The sequence below is a fragment of the Burkholderia sp. L-4 genome, from assembly GCF_056856535.1.
In genome coordinates this window covers 889,612-905,742 of record NZ_JBXEOX010000002.1, presented here as the reverse complement: position 1 = coordinate 905,742, position 16,131 = coordinate 889,612, and the positions used below count along the sequence as shown (strand labels likewise).

Genomic DNA, 16,131 nt, shown 5'->3' with positions numbered 1-16,131 from the left:
AACGCCGAGCGTCTGCTCCGAAGCCCGATTGTCCGCTGCACCTTCCCGCCACGCTCTCGCCGCGCTACGGCCCGCATCGTTCAGGAAAACGATACGCGCATCGACATAATTTCCCGAATACATCGAAAATCGATTCATTAACTGCAATTCATTAAATCGATTAACCTTGATTTTCGATTTACTGAACAATAACCCTTCCCGTTCGAATATTTTTTTATTTATTTTTCTCCATGCTTTAACCGTCGCGTTTCAAACGGCAAACGTTTGCGCGACAGCGCTCACGCCTTATCCAACAAACCTCAGGAGGCAAGCATGGCCGACTCTCAAACGTCTTCCAATCGTGCCGGCGAGTTTTCGATTCCGCCGAATACCGATTTCCGTGCGATTTTCTTCGCGAATGCCGCCGAGCAGCAGCACATCAAGCTGTTTATCGGTGACAGCACCGAACCCGCCGCGTATCACAAGCTGACGACGCGCGACGGCCCGCGTGAAGTCAAGCTGAATTCCGGCAACGGCAAGCTCCGCTTTGAAGTGTCGGTCAACGGCAAGCCGTCGGCCACCGACGCGCGCCTCGCGCCGGTCAACGGCAAGAAGTCGGACGGCTCGCCGTACACGGTCAACTTCGGGATCGTCGTGTCGGAAGACGGCCACGACAGCGACTACAACGACGGCATCGTCGTGCTCCAGTGGCCGATCGGCTGACCTGACGCGATCGACGACCGACCACCGCCGGCTGGCCGCGTCCGCGCCGGCCGGCGGGTTCGCGCCGCGTTCGGCGGCCCCTCACGCCGCCATCCCAGAACCGTGTCATCACCGGAGACTTCCATGCCGCTCCTTTCGGCTTCGATCGTCAGCGCGCCCGTCGTGACGTCGGAAACCTACGTCGACATCCCCGGCCTGTATATCGACATCGCCAAGGCGGAGATTCGCGACGGCAAGCTGCAGGTCATCCTCAACGTGCCGACGCCGTACGCGACCGGCAACAACTTCCCCGGCATCTACTTCGCGATCGCGACCGATCGAGGCGTCGTCGCGGACGGCTGCTTCACGTATTCGTCGAAGGTGCCGGAAAGCACCGGCCGCATGCCGTTCACGCTGGTCGCAACGATCGATGCCGGTAGCGGCGTCACGTTCGTGAAAGGCCAGTGGAAAAGCGTGCGCGGCAGCGCGATGCATATCGATTCGTACGCGAGCCTGTCCGCGATCGGTGAAACCGCCGCGCAATCGTCGTCGCACGGCAGCGGGAATCCGGGCACCGGCAACATCGGTGGAGGGGCCGGCGGCGAACGCGACGGCACGTTCAACCTGCCGCCGAACATCAAGTTCGGCGTCACCGCGCTCACCAACGCGGCGAACGACCAGACGATCGACATCTACATCGACGACAACCCGACACCCGCCGCGACGTTCAGGGGCGCCGGCGTGCAGGACCAGAACCTCGGCACGAAGGTGCTCGACTCCGGCAAGGGCCGTGTGCGCGTGATCATGATGGCGAACGGCAAGCCGTCGCGGCTCGGCTCGCGGCAGGTCGACCTCTTCAAGAAGTCGTTCTTCGGGATCGTCGGCTCGGAAGACGGCGCCGACGACGACTACAACGACGGCATCGTGTTCCTGAACTGGCCGCTCGGCTGATCGGCGGCAGTCACGCAGCTTCGCGATGGCGACGGGGCCAACCACACATTGCGAAACTTTCAAGCAGTCCCACGCTTTGCGCCGCGCGCGGCACGGTGACCCCGGTCACCGGCTGCGCAACGCGAGATATTCCATCGAGACGAGGACGACATGTCACAACCGTTTACCCATGACGATCTGTATGCGCTGCTGCAACTCGCCGGCAACGACGCCACCGCCGTACAAGCCAACGGCGACCAGGCCGTGCTCGACCGGATGCGTCAGTTCATGACCGCGCAGCTGGTCGAGAAACTGCCGCAATACGACGTGTTCGTCGATATCGCGACGATCCCGTACAGCTTCGACGTCGGCAGCTGGCAGAACAAGGTGAAGACCGATGCGGCGGGCGAAGTCGTCGCCTGCACGGTCACGTGGGCCGGCGCGCCCGGCGTGCTGCCCGGCGCGGCCGCCAAGTTCGGCGTGGGCGCAGTCGTCAACTATTTCTCGAAGGCGACGCCGCAGCCCGTGCAGCCGGCGCCCGCGCCGACCGGCGGCGGCGAACGCGACGGCATCTTCAACCTGCCGCCGAACATCGCGTTCGGCGTGACCGCGCTGGTCAACTCGTCGGCACCGCAGACGATCGAGGTCTTCGTCGACGACAACCCGACACCGGCCGCGACGTTCCAGGGCGCCGGCACGCAAGACGCGAACCTGAACACGCAGATCGTGAACTCGGGCAAGGGCAAGGTGCGCGTGGTCGTGACGGCGAACGGCAAGCCGTCGAAGATCGGCTCGCGCCAGGTCGACATCTTCAAGAAGACCTACTTCGGGCTCGTCGGGTCGGAGGATGGCGGCGATGGGGATTACAACGACGGCATCGCGATCCTGAACTGGCCGCTGGGTTGAACCGCAGCAGCCCGTCGATCATCGCCACGCCGACCGGCGTGGCGATGTGCATTTGTGCAGCCGCCCGATCACGGCTGCCGCGCAAGAACGATCAAATGCCCCGGCCGCCGATACCATATAGTCCACCCGACACCCTCATTGGTACGCCATGCACCCGGTTGGACAAGCACTCTGGTTTATCGAAACCGAACTGGACAGGGAACTGACGCTCGACAGGATTTCCGCCGATTGCGACATGACGCGCTTCGGCTTCTCGCGCCTGTTCTCGATGAATACCGGCTGGCCGGTGATGCGCTATGTCCGGTCGCGGCGGCTGACGCGCGCAGCGCATGCATTGGCGCAAGGCGCGCCGGACATCCTGCACGTGGCGCTCGATGCCGGTTATGGCTCCCATGAGGCGTTTACGCGCGCCTTCCGCGATCTCTTCGGCATGACGCCCGAGGAGGTGCGGGCACGGCGCACGCTCGACGGATTGTCTGTTGTGGAGCCGCTTCGCATGAAAGAACTGAAGATCGTCGACGTGATGCCGTCACGTTTCGAGACCGCCGGCACGCGGCTGATTGCGGGCATGAGCGACCGCTATACGTTCGAAACCAACGAAGGGATTCCAGCGCTTTGGCAGGCGTTCATCCCCTACCTCGGGTCCTTCCCCGGCCAGCTCGGCGACGTCACGTACGGCGTGTGCTGCAATCCCGATGCGGACGGCAGCTTCGAATACATCGCGGGCGTGGAAGTCACGCGCGTCGACCGGCTGCCCGCGCCGTTTCGCTGGGTCGAACTGGCGCCGCAGCGCTACGCGGTGTTCGAACACGCCGGGCATATCTCGACGTTGCACCAGACCTTCCACAGCATCTGGAACGGCTGGCTGCCGACGTCGGGATTCAAGGCGGTGGACGCGCCCGAGTTCGAGCGCTACAGCGGTGACTACGATCCGGTGACGGGTGTCGGCGTGCTGGAAGTCTGGTTGCCGGTCGAACAGGCGGCGTAAGCGGTCGACTTTGGTATCCGCACCTTCGGCTGATCAGCGCCTGACGCCGGCGTGTTCAAGCGAACGAAATGACGAGCTTCTTGCCGCACGCTGCGGCGTACTTGCGCAGCGTCGCAAACGACGGCGAGTGCTTCTCGCTCGAAAACGAAGCTTCGAGCCTGGATACGGCCGATGTCGTAGTGCCCATTCGTTCGGCGACCTGAGCCTGAGTCAGGCCCGCGTCTTTACGCGCGTCGAGCAACGCACGAAGCGCGGTGAACTCCTCTTCCAGCGCATCGTACTCCGCCTTGATCGCCGGATTGGTAAGTAGACGCGCGGTGTCTTCGGCAGTGTGTCGGACCGGTGCATACCGCTCCTCGCTTGCATGCGCGCGGCGGGCCTTAGCCATTGTTACGTACCTCCTTCATTCGCCGGCGGGCGATTCGCAACTCGTCGCCGGATGTTTCCTGGGTCTTCTTGACGAAGGAATGCAGGACGACGAGGTCATACCCCACCTGCATGCAATAGAACACGCGCCCGATGCCCTCGCGACCTCGCGGGCGCAACTCAAACAATCCTTCCCCCATCGCGCGCGAATGCGGCATCCGTAGATCCGCACTGTATTCTTCCATCGTCTCGATCAGTCGGAGGTAGCCAGCCAGAATGCCCTTGGGCAAAGCGAACACATCACGTTTTACTCGTTCGTCGTAGTACAGGATCGTCCACTTCTTCATCGCAATGTTAGCAAATTTGCTAATTCTCATCAAGCTGTCGAGTCCTTCCGGTCAACGCACCACGTACACGTGACCACCCGCATGTATTGAGACTCCCGCGACAACGCGACGTGCCCGTTGCCGGTCACGAGCCCCGATCAGGTCACGCTCGTCAGGCCAGGTGAGCCGGGTATCTGGCTTCGGCATGTCAATGCGTCTCTACACGCTTCCTTCGGACTCTAAGGCGACCTCCTCGCGATTCGTCAGTTAGCTAAACGATCTAATTCTTGCGTTGCACGTACTCTGAAGAAATCCGCCGTCATCGACAATGGCAGCGGCGTGACCGGCTCGCACACGCTTACTGCTGAATCATCGTCTGCGCGGCCAGCTCGTCGATCAGCGCCGTTATCGCGTGCTGCGGCGCCCGCGCTCCAAGTCGCTGACACACCACTTTCTTCGCGGCATCGAAGGTCGGCACGACCATCGGGCACTTCTCGTCGAACTTCACGATCGCAAACGCATCGCCTCTCCGGATCGGGCTCGCTGCAACGAGCTTCAAATGCTGCATTGCTGCTAGTTGCGATACGCATGCCCCATGCGAGCATCGATTGCCCGCGCCGCAGCCGAATCGCTGCCACGGCGCGCCCTCACCACGCCCACCGCACACCCGCATTCCCCGTGATCGTGCGCTGGTGCTCGCCGCCCAGGTTCGTCAGATAGCTGACCGTCGCATACACGCTGCCGCGCTTCGTCAGTTGCGCGACCAGCCCCGCGCCGACCTGACCGGCCGTCTGCGCGACCTGCGTTCCGATCGTCGTCGAACCGCCGAATGTCGTCTTGTCGTCGCTGCCGAACGAACGCAGCACGTTCACGCGCAGGTATGGCTTCCAGCTCACGCCGTTCGAATCGAACGCGTATTGCAGGCGAGCGCCGATCCGGCCGAGGAATGTGTTGCCGTTGTTCCACGTGACATCCGACACGCCGTCGTTGAACTTGTCCAGCGACAGGTACTGCCACACCAGTTGCGCCTGCGGCTCCAGCGTCAGCCCGTAACCGAGCGCGATCGGGAAGCCCGCTTCGACCGAACCCGTGAACGCGTTGCCGTTCGTCGAGCCGCTCACGTTGTCGTTCGAATGCGTGCGCACCGTGAGTGCACTGCCCATCACGACCGCATCCGTATACCAGCCGCCCGGGCCGATATGCGTCCAGTAACCGCCGAGGTTGTACGCATTGACCTGCAGCGAGCCGACGCCCATGTCCTGCTGTGCAAGAGCAAAACCGTTCACGTCACCGACCGCGCGCGAGAAGCCGAGGAAGAAGCCGTAGTGATTGCGATGGCCACCGGCAGTCGTATCGGCGTAGAGATCCTGCCCGACCTGCATCCCCCACACCGTGCCGTCGAACGACGGCGTCACGTCGCCCTTCTGCTTGATGTCGCTCTTGCCGCCCCACACGCGTGCCCATGACGCGGGCACCGAACCGTTCTCGGCCAGCAAGCCCTGTTCGCCCTGCCGGTCATGGAACGTGTCGATCTGCAGCAGGCCGAGCTGGCGCGCGACGGCCGGCGCTTCCGCGTACAGCGGCACTTCGGGACGGTAGATCGGTTCCGGGTTACCGCCGGTGCCTGCATTGTCGACAGCTTCAACGATCGATCCCGGCGTGCCTTCGGCCGGCGTGACCGGCGGTTCGGTCGGCGGCGTCGGCTGGCCGGGCTCGACCACCGGCGGCTGCGGTTTGGGCGGTACCGTGTTGCGCAGGTACCAGTTGTCGCCGGTGCCGTTCGCCGTGCCGCCCTTCGCGAGGAAATACGAATACGCGCCCGCGCTCACCGTGCCGCCCGACAGCGAGAACGCGCCCGCGCCAGACGTCCCGCCATTGTTCAGCTGCACGACCTGGATGCCGTCGCCCGTTGTCTGCGCGCCGGGGCCGCCCACGTTCGTCACCTTCAGCATCGACGAGCCGCTGACACCGCCTGTGCCGACAATCAGCCGATCCGATGCAGCGCCATCCCCGGCCAGATAAGTATTCAGCGCAACCGTCCCGTTCTGCCCGATGTAGCCGCCACCGACGATCGTCAGCGTGTTGCCAACGCCGGCGCCACCCAGTTGCAAGAGCCCCGCGTTCGTCAGCAGCCCCTTGATCTCCAGGTTGCCGTTGCGGCCGCTCGCGAGGCCGGTCAATGCGTTCGCGACGGCAACCGTGCCATAGTTCACTACGTCGCCCGCCACACTGCCATAACCGCCGAATGTTGCACCGGGCTCGATCCTCGCCCCGCCGCCACCGGTCATCGTGGCAGGTCCACCCAGTCCATCGCCAAGCACCAGCGTTCCCGCCTTGATTTGGGTGAAACCTGTGACATTGCTGGGGCCGTTCAGCGTCAACGTGCCGCTGCCCAGCTTCGTCAGGGAGCCATTACCTGTGAAGTTCTGCGTCAGTGTCGTGTTGAAGCCCTGCGTATCGATCGTGCCGGTGCCCCCGGGCGTGATCGACACCATACGGCTCGACGACAGGTTGAACGAGCTACCAAGCTGCAATGTGCCGCCGTTGAACGTCAAGCCTCCCGACGCCGCACCGAGCGCGTTGTCCGCCGCGACCGACAGCGTGCCCTGCATAATCGTCGTGCCGCCCGAGTACGTGTTGCCGCCGGCAGAAGAAGGCGTGACCGTCAGCGTCCCCGCACCGGTTTTCTCCACCGCGCCCGAGCCGCCGATCGTACCCGTGTACGTGCCGGGGCTGTCCTGCTGGAAGCGCACGAGCCCGTTGTCGGTGACGGACAGCGGCAGGTTCGACGCATTCGCCTGCAGCGTCGCGCCCGCGTTGACGGCCGCGACGACCGACGCCGTCGTCGTGCCGAGCGTGCCGGTCAGGTTCAGCGTGCCGCTCTGCACCAGCGCGGTCGAGAACGTGCCGGTGCCGGCCCACGTCCAGTCGGTGCCGGCCATCGTCAGGCTCTGGAAGTTCGTGAACGCGTTCGACGCGGTGCCCGTGCCCTGCAGCGTCACCGTGTTGGCGCCGGCGCCGCCGTTCGCCGTGCCGACGATCTGCGAGCCCGTCTGCAGGATCAGCGCCACGTTGCCGTTGCCGCCCTGGATCGCGGTACCGCCGCCGCCCTGGATCAGCCCCGCGTTGGTAATGGTGGTCGCGCCGTTGGTCGACCGCACGCCGATCCCGTTGTTGCTGATGATCCTGCCGCCGGCCTGGTTCGCGATCGTCGCCGTGAACGAACTGCCGAGCGTGTTCGATACGACGGCGTCGACGCTGCCGCCGCTCGTCGCGGTACCGGTCGTCTGGATCGTGCCGCTGTTGACCAGCGTGTCGTTGTTGCCCTGCATGTAGACGGCCGGCGCATCGCGGCCGTTCGACGTCAGCGTGCCGCTGTTGGTGATCGTGCCGTTGCCGCCGAGCAGCGACGCCGCACGCGCGTTGTTGCCGGACGTCGTCACGGTGCCCGTATTGACGATCTGGTTGCCCGCCGCGCCCGGATTGCTCTGCCCCCACGCGGCCGTCATCCCGTACGCGTTGTTGCCGGTGGTCGTGATCGTGCCGTTGTTGACGAGTGTGTTGTTGTTGCCGTTCGCGGCCATCCCGTCGTTGTACTGACCGGTCGTCGCGATCACGCCGGCCGCGCCGTTGGTGAGCGTATTGCCGTTGTTCACGCCCAGCAGCACCGCGCCGCGGTTCGCGACGCCCGTGCCGTTGCCGGACATCGACAGGTTGCCGTTGTTGGTGACCGTGCTCGACGTGTCGACGGAGAACGGTGTCGGCGCGGACGACAGCACGTAGCTGCCCGTCACCGTCGAATCGAGATTGATCGTCACGTTGGTGCTGCCGGCCGTGGCCACGACCGACGGCGCGTTCGCGCCGGTACACGTGACGGTCGTGCCGCTGCCCGGCGCGGTGGCCGAGCATGTCGCATACGTACCGACCGGCATTGCGCCGGTCAGGATCGCCACTCCACCCAAACCCAGATTCCGCGCCTTTCTTTTCATTTTTCCGCTCGCATTTATTGGTGACGTTATTGCTGCAAATCGGTGCGTGAACCGGGTTATATCACCTGTCTCGAAATAATCGCAAGATGCGATTGCGTGATATCGGCAATCACGCGGCGATTCATTTCGGATTGGGAAACAAGCGAAACGGGATGGGCTGCTGCTTTGCAGCAACCCTTTGCGCGACGGCGCGGCGGCCGCGCGGCGGGGAAACCGGTTGAATTTGCCGGTTTGGACGAAAACGCTGAAAGTGCGGATGACGGATTTCGGGCGATTCGGAAATACTGACGCAATGCCGCCATTCGTTGGCCATGCATTGGCGATATGCCGCTCGACGATGCTGCTCTGCACGATGCGGACGACCAGCATCCGGTACACCCGCTCGCCGATTCGATTGTCGAACTGGCCGATACGTATTCCAGCTTGCCGGACGACTGTCGCCGGAGCCGTCATTCGACAGGCTCCGGCGACAGTCAGACACTGGGCCGCTTATCCGCGTCGGCGCTCGCCTCGTGCCATGCTCGAGAAAACACCGTCCCGGTAGATCCACGCATGAACCAGGGCAGCCGACAGATGGCCCACGACGACGACGAACAGCAGTCGCGCCAACAGGCCATGCGCATCGCGCAGCCATGCGAAGAGGGTCGGACTGGCCGGCACGATCGCCGGCAGGTTGACGCCCTTGAACAGGACGATCGGGAAACCGCCCGCCGACGGCAGCGCCCACCCGATCAGTGGAAGCGCCAGCATCAGCGCATACAACATCCAGTGCGATGCCTTCGCGGCCAGCCTCTGCCAATGCGGGAGATTCTCGGGCAGTGCGGGCGGCCGGCTGTGCAACCGGTTCGCGACGCGCAGCAGCGCGAGCACGAGGATTGCGATACCCAGCGGCCGATGCAGGTCGATCAGCCAGATTCGATGATGCAACGACGTCATCATGCCCGCACCGATGAACAGCATGGCCAGGATCATCGCGGCCATCAACCAGTGCAGACCTCTCGCCAGCGCATTGAAATGGCGCGGCACGCCGCCGCTCGCGCGCTTTTGCGTACTCATTTGACCTCCTGCTTGCCGACCGCCTCGGTCGCCTTGCCGTAGCCGATTTCCCGCTCGCGGCGATTGAACGAATGCGCGTATGCGCCCGAACGCGCATTCAGGATCGGATCGTTCGACACCTCGACGCCCGCGGGCACGATCGAAGGATCGAAGTTGATGTCCCGGCAGGCGCCCTCCGCCTGCTCGACGACGCCCGTCATTTCCAGCGTGCCGGCGACGATCTGCTTGCGATCGGCCGGCCACGGCTGCGATGCGTCGTCCACGGCATCGCCGGGCTGCGCGAGCTGCAGTACGTAGTCCCAATAGAGCGGCTTCTGCGCGAGCCGCGCGCGCACGCCTTCGAACAGGAAGTCGTGGTCGGCCTTCCGCCGTTGAACATCGCTCAAGGGCACGAACGGATCATGCGGGCGCATCATCCAGCGCACCGCTTGCCGGTGCCCGTCGGCGGCCACGAGATAAAAGGCGTTGACGCTATGGAACGTCGCGCCGGCGAAGCTGCCCGGTGCCGGTTCCCGTGCCGCCCATTTCATGAACTTCTCAGCCTCCGGGTACGCCTTCAGAAAAGCGGCTAACCGCTCCGGGTCGGGTTGGCCGGTGGCCGGATCGGGAGCCGTTGCCCGCTGCATCGCCAGAAAACCTTCCGGTTCGTGTGTCGCGAAGTACGGCTGGTTGTTCATGGCCATCCGCCATTGCTGCTTGTCGTCGGTCGTCAGCAGCAGGGCCATGCTCAGCGTCGTCGTGGAACTGTCCGCCGCATGCGGACTGCCGGTCCCGATCGAGAGCCGCCCGACGACGGGAATATCCGCCTGCGTGAAGACGCGCGCGGTCGACAACGGCACCGCCGCGCTGTCGGGACGAAAGGTGCCGGCAAAACAGATGCCCTTGCCGTGCGCGCGGCGAAAGCCCGGCGGAAACGGCTGCGGCGTCTCGGACACCAGCGATGCGCTCGTCGTGCGCGATCCGATCCAGCCCGCCGCCCACGCGAGCGCGGACGTCAGTGCGCCGGCCACGACCGCGATCGCCGCCAGTGCGCTCCAGGTGCGTTTCGATGTGAGGTCAAGTTTTGACATAGATGGTTTTTCATCCCGTTGTGTCGTCGCGCATTCCGCGCCGCGGCCGTCGACACATGAAGCGTCGACACGCCTGCGGACACCATCCGGCGCGCGCGATCGAGCCGATTGACGCGCGAACGCGACAGCGACGATCACCTGCGGAAATCGCCATGCGCGTTGCATACGAAAATCTTAGCGACGGGACGAAGACGGGTACATCGGACTGGGCTGAAAGCACCGGACGGACGTAGGCCCCGTCCTGCCGTACGAGCGCCGGCGACGCGCACATTCGGTGGCGACGGAGCACCGGTTGGCCCACGCAACGATGCCGGTCATTGCGACCGGCATCGACGGACTTCGGAGGCTGGCGGTCAACCCGCCCGCGGCGCATCGACCTTCGACATTGCCACCGGCTGCGCCAGCGCCGCCAACGCCAGTTGCGTGCGCGCATCGCGCGCCACGCGGCGGAACGCCACGCGTTGCTCCCCCTTGAGCTTCGCCGCTTTGGCCGCCTGCACCAGCGCGATCGGATCGACAAGGCGGGCATGCCTGCGCACCTCGAAGTGCAGATGCGGGCCGGTGGCCGTCCCCGTGCTGCCGACCGCACCGACGCGCTGGCCGCGCACGACCCGCATGCCGGTTCGCAACGCCGGGTCGAACGCCGACAGGTGCGCGTAGTACGACGCATAACCGCCGTCATGACGGATCACCACGTACTTGCCATAACCGCGCGGCTCGGTGCCGATGAACGTCACGACGCCGCGCTCCGACGCATGCACCGCGCGCCCGGCCGGCGCCGCGAGATCGACGCCGGAATGCACGTGACGCGCGCCGCTCACCGGATGCACGCGCGCACCGAAATGCGAGCTGATCCGCGTCGCGGCGACCGGCATGGCAAACCGCGAACCAGCGAGCGGCATGCCGTCGAGGTCGTAGTACGCGCCGGGCGCGCGCGCATCGGGCACGAACCATACGGCCGCGACCCGCTGCCCGCGAAAGCGGATATCGAGCGCCGTCACGCGTGCACGGCCCGGCTGCTTCGCCCTGCCGTCGGATTCGAAGGCGACGCGGAAGGTGTCGCCGGCCGCACCACGCTGCGTCGGATCGACGCGTCCGGCCAGCAAGCGGGTGATCTGCGCGGCGACGCCGGCCGGCAGTTCGGCGCGCGCCAGCGACGCCCGCAAGGTGCCGGTGATCGCGCCGGCACGGGTGCCGCGGCTGGGCGGCGCGAGCGTGAACGCCTCGGCCGATGCGAGATCGACGGCGGGACGCCCGGGCACCGATGGCGGATCCAGCGCGGGCAACGGCGACGCAAGGCCGTAATCGAACCGCGCTGCATAACTGCGTTCGACCGCGCCGCGTGCCGCCTCGCACAGCACGCGGTAAGCCACGCATGCACCGAAGCGGGCAACGGGGCCGTCGCGCTCGGCGGCCGGCGGCCCGTGCAACGCGTACGATGCGTACGCGACGTCGAGCGGCACGACCGACGCGCGCAAACCGCCCCACGTCGTTCGGGCGGAACTGAAAAAAGGCACGCCGGCAAGGTCGCTGGATTCCGCGGTCGCCGGTGCGAAGGCGGCATCGTGCACCGCTTGCGCCGCCGACCCGTGCGCGCCGGCCACGCAGGCCGCCGCGGCGACACCGCGCATCAGCGCGCGGAGCGTCGGAAAACATCGGACGCCGCGCTCGGCGGGTCGACCTTGTTCGCGTGCGAGACGGGAACGCAGGTCTAACCGCATGACGTCGTCACTCGCTATCAATGAAAAATCGGGAAAAAACACGGAAAAACCGGGCATCACGAACCATGATCGGCGCGGCCCGGCAACTTGAAACCGAGTGTATCGGCGTACCCACTTCGGCTAAATAGGACCAATCTTATTTTTGGAAAATGCCTTTTAGTACACGAACGAAATTGCGTTTCCACCGTCCGACCCCGTGCAATCGCGCGAACCGCCGTGCGCCGGGTAGAGTCGAAGGCTGCCTGCGCACGATATACCGCGCCCCTGTCTTCAACCCGGAATCCCGTCATGTTTCTCGATCAATTTCATCCGGAACGCTGGACGTTCCTGTGGAACGCGTTGTCCACGCTCTCCCTCCGGCTCTGCGCCGGCCTGGCGCTGCTCGTCGCCGGCTGGTGGCTGTCCAAACGCATCGGCCGCTGGCTGAACCGGCTGCTCGCGAACAAGGAACGCGTCGACGACACGCTGCGGCCGATCCTCTGCGACGTCGCCGTCTGGGGCATCCGCATCGTCGCGATCGTCGGCGCGCTGTCGCAGCTCGGCATCGAGACCGCGAGCCTCATCGCGGTACTCGGGGCCGCCGGCCTCGCGATCGGGCTCGCGCTGCAGGGCACGATGCAGAACATCGCGGCGGGCATCATGCTGTTGCTGCTGCGGCCGTTCAAGGTGGGCGACTACATCGACGGCGGCACCGGCGTCGCGGGCACCGTCGACGAGGTCGGGCTCTTCATGACGCGGCTGACGAAGCCGGACGGCATCTGCGAATACGTGCCGAACAGCGCGCTGTGGGGCAGCGCGATCCGCAACTACACGCGCAACCCGACGCGCCGCCTCGATCTCGAAGTGGACGTGTCGGTACACGACGATATCGATCGCGCGCTCGACGCGCTGCGCGCGCTGGCCGCGGCCGACCCCGACGCGCTGCAGGATCCCGCGCCCGACGTGATGGTGATGCGCTTCGACGACAGCACGGCCGTCGCGAACCTGCGCGTGTGGACCCATACCGACACGTTCTGGGCGATGCGCTGGCGCCTCGCGCGCCAGGTGCGCAAGACGCTCGCCGACGCGGACTGCGCGCTGCCGATCCGCACGCGTGAACTGCACATCGTGCACGACGCCGAACGCCGCACGGACGGCGCACGCGCGCAGCGGGTGTAAGCGGCGGGGACATCGCTCCGGAGCGATGCGCCCGCTGGCCGCGCTCAAATCAGACTTGTCTGATTCACTGCGCGTGCGACGCTCGCCACAATGAGCGTGCCGGATGAAGCGGTCATCCCGTCCGGCACACGCCAGTATCCATCTCCGTTCTTCGCCGCTCTTGCCGAGCGGCGTTTTTTTGCCCGTCGATTCGACACACGGGCATTCAATCGGGAAACCCGCATGAAAGAACGCGCCACCGTGCTGTGCCGACGCGGCGACCGGATCCTGCTGGTCGCCCGGTTGAATGCCCGCTGGGTACTGCCCGGCGGCACGCCGCGGCCCGGCGAATCGTTGCGCGACGCCGCGCGCCGCGAGCTGCTCGAGGAAACCGGGCTCGCGTGCGGCAATGCCCGCTATCTGTTCCGGATCGCAGGCGCGCACAAGGTGCACCACGTGTTTCTCGCCGAGATCGATCCGGATGCGATCGCGCGCCCGATGAGCGAGATCGCGCATTGCGTGTGGATCGACCGCGAGTCCGTCGGGTCGCTGCATTGCAGCCGGCCGACACCGCTCGTCGTCGAACTCGCGTTCGACTGGCTGCGGCAGCCGCGCCTCGTGCCCGGCGTGATCGACCACGACGTGTTCGCCGATATCGCGGCCTGAGGTCCGCGCGTGCGACGGGCGCACGATACCGGCGCGCACCGCGTCACATCTTCACGATGTCGAGCAGTGCCTTCTTGCCGCCCCTGTACGTGAATACCGAGATCCCGCCGTGCTTCAGGTCGCCCTGCGGCGTGAAGCTCGTCTCGCCGATCACGCCGCGATAGTCGGTGGCCGGCATCGCGGCCAGCACCTTCGCCGGGTTCGTCGAATTCGCGCGCTTCATCGCGTCGACGATGATGTACACCGCGTCGTACGAGAACGGCGCATACACCTGCATCGGCTGGTGATAGCGCGCTTCGTAGCGTTTCGCGAATGCCGCGCCGCCCGGCATCTTCTCGAGCGCGATGCCGGCTTCGGAGCACACGACGTTGTCCGACGCCGGGCCCGCGAGCTTCGGCAGGTCGGTCGAGCACACGCCGTCGCCGGCGAGGAGCTTCGCGCGCAGGCCGAGCTGGCGTGCCTGCTTCGCGAGCGGGCCGCCCGTCGCATCCATTCCGCCGTACATGATCGCGTCCGGGTTCTCGCTCTTGATCTTCGTGAGGATCGCGCGGAAATCGATCGCCTTGTCGTTGGTCGCGTCGCGCGACACGACCTTCATCCCGGCCGATTGCGCGGCCTTCTCGAACTCCGTCGCGAGTCCCTGCCCGTACGCGGTCGCATCGTCGACCACGGCGACCGTCTTGATGCCCAGGTGCTTCGCCGCATACATCGCGAGCGCCGGCCCCTGCTGCGCGTCGGTCGCGACGACGCGATAGGTCGTCTTGAACCCCTGCTGCGTGTACGTCGGATTGGTCGCGGCCTGCGAGATCTGCACGATGCCGCCGTCGCGATACACGCGCGACGCCGGGATCGACGTGCCCGAGTTGTGATGGCCGACGACGCCGACGACCCTGTCGTCGACGAGCCGCTGCGCGACCTGCGTCGCGGTGCGCGGATCGCCCGCGTCGTCCTGCGCGTCGAGTTGCAGCGTGACTTTCCGGCCGCCGATCGTCAGGCCCTTCGCGTTGATTTCCTCGACCGCGAGCCGCGCGCCGTTCTCGCTGTCCTTGCCGAGATGCGCGATCGCGCCGGTCAGCGGCGCGACGTGCCCGATGCGCACGATGTCGTCCGCATGCGCGGGCCATGCAGCCAGCGCGCACGTCAGTGCGGCCGCGGTGGCGAGTGCCGTCTTGTGATGCCGGTTCATGCCTGTCTCCTCTTTAATCACGCTTCGTTCGTGTCCGGATCCGTCGTTCGTCGAAGGCCGCGCATGCGCTCACGCGCGCCCTTCGAATCCCAGCAGGACGTTCACCGCGTTGATGCCGATCTCGTCGACCATGTAGCCGCCTTCCATCACGAACAGCGTCGGCAGGTTCAGGCGCGCGAGCGCCTCGCCGATCCGCAGGAAGTCGGGCGAGCGCAGCTTGAAATGGCTGATCGGGTCGTGCTCGAACGTGTCGACGCCGAGCGACACGACGAGCAGGTCGGGCGCGTGCCGCGCGATCGCCGCCGCGGCGTGGCCAAGCGCCGCCGAGTAGGTGTCCCACTGCGTGCCCTTCGGCAGTGGCAGGTTCAGGTTGAAGCCTGCTCCCGCCCCCTCGCCGCGCTCGTCCGGATAGCCGGAGAAGTACGGGTACGACACCGACGGCTCGCCGTGCAGCGACGCGAACAGCACGTCCGGCCGCGTGTAGAAGATGTCCTGCGTGCCGTTGCCGTGGTGGAAATCGACGTCGAGCACCGCGACGCGCGCGGCACCGCTCGCGATGCCGTGCTGTGCCGCGATCGCCGCGTTGTTCAGGTAGCAGTAGCCGCCCATGTACTCGCGGCCCGCGTGATGGCCGGGCGGGCGGCACAGCGCGAACGCCGCGCGCGCGCCGCCGCCCGACAGCAGGTCGGCACCGGTGAGCGCCGAGTTCGCGCTCGCGCTCACCGCGTCCCACGTGCCCGCGTTGATCGGCGCGCCGGCATCCATCGCGAAGAAGCCGAGCTTGCCGTCGATGAAATCGGGCAGCGCGGCCGACGCCGGCATCGCGCGCACCGGCCACACGAGCGGCAGCGCCTGGCAGGTGCGGCCGGTCGCCGTCCATTCGTCCCACGCGCCGGCGAGGAAATCGACGTAGCGCGCGCTGTGCGCGCCGGCGTAGCTTGCGCGGTCGAACGCACGCGGCGCGATCACGTCGCCGAGGCCCGCCGTGCGGACCTGCGCGAGCACCGTTTCGGCGCGAAGCGGGTTTTCGAACGACTCGGTTATCGCGCCGTCCTTCAGTTCGACGCCGCGATGCAGGTGGTGATCGCTGCTGTAGACCGTGAGCATGA

General features: G+C 66.0%; 16 protein-coding genes. 6 read left to right on the top strand and 10 right to left on the bottom strand.

Annotation, left to right across the window (positions count from 1 at the left end):
* Nucleotides 1-312: 312 nt before the first annotated feature.
* The 4 genes from AC1VVG_RS20910 (at nucleotide 313) to AC1VVG_RS20895 (ending at nucleotide 3,505) form a co-directional block, all read left to right on the top strand.
* Complete coding sequence (locus tag AC1VVG_RS20910; RefSeq protein ID WP_034189645.1) at nucleotides 313-702, top strand: fucose-binding lectin II; 390 nt, start codon at nucleotides 313-315, stop codon at nucleotides 700-702.
* A 123-nt stretch (nucleotides 703-825) separates the two neighbouring features.
* On the top strand, nucleotides 826-1,632 hold the full coding sequence (locus tag AC1VVG_RS20905) for a fucose-binding lectin II (RefSeq protein ID WP_482836121.1): 807 nt from the start codon (nucleotides 826-828) through the stop codon (nucleotides 1,630-1,632).
* A gap of 150 nt (nucleotides 1,633-1,782) precedes the next feature.
* Nucleotides 1,783-2,517, top strand: coding sequence for a fucose-binding lectin II (locus AC1VVG_RS20900; protein ID WP_034189647.1), 735 nt, complete (start codon nucleotides 1,783-1,785; stop codon nucleotides 2,515-2,517).
* A gap of 148 nt (nucleotides 2,518-2,665) precedes the next feature.
* A complete protein-coding gene (locus AC1VVG_RS20895; protein ID WP_200086946.1) occupies nucleotides 2,666-3,505 on the top strand; it encodes an AraC family transcriptional regulator in 840 nt (279 codons plus the stop codon).
* A gap of 55 nt (nucleotides 3,506-3,560) precedes the next feature.
* On the opposite strand, the gene AC1VVG_RS20890 is transcribed toward AC1VVG_RS20895, so the two are convergent.
* The 8 genes from AC1VVG_RS20890 to AC1VVG_RS20855 form a co-directional block, all read right to left on the bottom strand.
* Complete coding sequence (locus AC1VVG_RS20890) at nucleotides 3,561-3,893, bottom strand: helix-turn-helix domain-containing protein (protein WP_482836120.1); 333 nt, start codon at nucleotides 3,891-3,893, stop codon at nucleotides 3,561-3,563.
* Entirely contained in the window at nucleotides 3,886-4,248 is a 363-nt protein-coding gene (locus tag AC1VVG_RS20885) for a type II toxin-antitoxin system RelE/ParE family toxin (RefSeq protein ID WP_482836119.1), read from the bottom strand. Before AC1VVG_RS20885 ends, AC1VVG_RS20890 begins: the two co-directional genes overlap by 8 nt.
* A 307-nt stretch (nucleotides 4,249-4,555) precedes the next feature.
* Nucleotides 4,556-4,705 (bottom strand): hypothetical protein, encoded by a 150-nt coding sequence (locus AC1VVG_RS20880; protein WP_154233778.1) that lies wholly within the window; start codon nucleotides 4,703-4,705, stop codon nucleotides 4,556-4,558.
* A 139-nt stretch (nucleotides 4,706-4,844) separates the two neighbouring features.
* Complete coding sequence (locus AC1VVG_RS20875) at nucleotides 4,845-8,186, bottom strand: autotransporter family protein (protein WP_482836118.1); 3,342 nt, start codon at nucleotides 8,184-8,186, stop codon at nucleotides 4,845-4,847.
* Nucleotides 8,187-8,307: 121 nt separating this feature from the next.
* Complete coding sequence (locus tag AC1VVG_RS20870) at nucleotides 8,308-8,499, bottom strand: hypothetical protein (protein ID WP_156444716.1); 192 nt, start codon at nucleotides 8,497-8,499, stop codon at nucleotides 8,308-8,310.
* 176 nt (nucleotides 8,500-8,675) lie between these two features.
* A complete protein-coding gene (locus AC1VVG_RS20865) occupies nucleotides 8,676-9,242 on the bottom strand; it encodes a cytochrome b (protein WP_482836117.1) in 567 nt (188 codons plus the stop codon).
* Nucleotides 9,239-10,477 (bottom strand): catalase family peroxidase, encoded by a 1,239-nt coding sequence (locus tag AC1VVG_RS20860; RefSeq protein WP_482836115.1) that lies wholly within the window; start codon nucleotides 10,475-10,477, stop codon nucleotides 9,239-9,241. Before AC1VVG_RS20860 ends, AC1VVG_RS20865 begins: the two co-directional genes overlap by 4 nt.
* Before the next feature lie 188 nt (nucleotides 10,478-10,665).
* A complete protein-coding gene (locus tag AC1VVG_RS20855) occupies nucleotides 10,666-12,033 on the bottom strand; it encodes a M23 family metallopeptidase (protein WP_124609164.1) in 1,368 nt (455 codons plus the stop codon).
* A gap of 288 nt (nucleotides 12,034-12,321) precedes the next feature.
* Between AC1VVG_RS20855 and AC1VVG_RS20850 the strand changes: the two genes are divergently transcribed.
* A complete protein-coding gene (locus AC1VVG_RS20850; protein WP_034189655.1) occupies nucleotides 12,322-13,191 on the top strand; it encodes a mechanosensitive ion channel family protein in 870 nt (289 codons plus the stop codon).
* Nucleotides 13,192-13,413: 222 nt separating this feature from the next.
* Nucleotides 13,414-13,836 (top strand): NUDIX hydrolase, encoded by a 423-nt coding sequence (locus AC1VVG_RS20845; protein ID WP_301741272.1) that lies wholly within the window; start codon nucleotides 13,414-13,416, stop codon nucleotides 13,834-13,836.
* 43 nt (nucleotides 13,837-13,879) lie between these two features.
* Here AC1VVG_RS20845 and AC1VVG_RS20840 read toward each other — a convergent pair whose 3' ends face one another.
* Both AC1VVG_RS20840 and AC1VVG_RS20835 read right to left on the bottom strand, forming a co-directional pair.
* A complete protein-coding gene (locus AC1VVG_RS20840) occupies nucleotides 13,880-15,022 on the bottom strand; it encodes a branched-chain amino acid ABC transporter substrate-binding protein (RefSeq protein WP_482836112.1) in 1,143 nt (380 codons plus the stop codon).
* A 69-nt stretch (nucleotides 15,023-15,091) separates the two neighbouring features.
* Nucleotides 15,092-16,129 carry a histone deacetylase family protein gene (locus AC1VVG_RS20835; RefSeq protein ID WP_034189658.1) on the bottom strand — a complete coding sequence of 346 codons (1,038 nt, stop codon included), beginning with the start codon at nucleotides 16,127-16,129 and terminating at the stop codon, nucleotides 15,092-15,094.
* Nucleotides 16,130-16,131 lie beyond the last annotated feature (2 nt).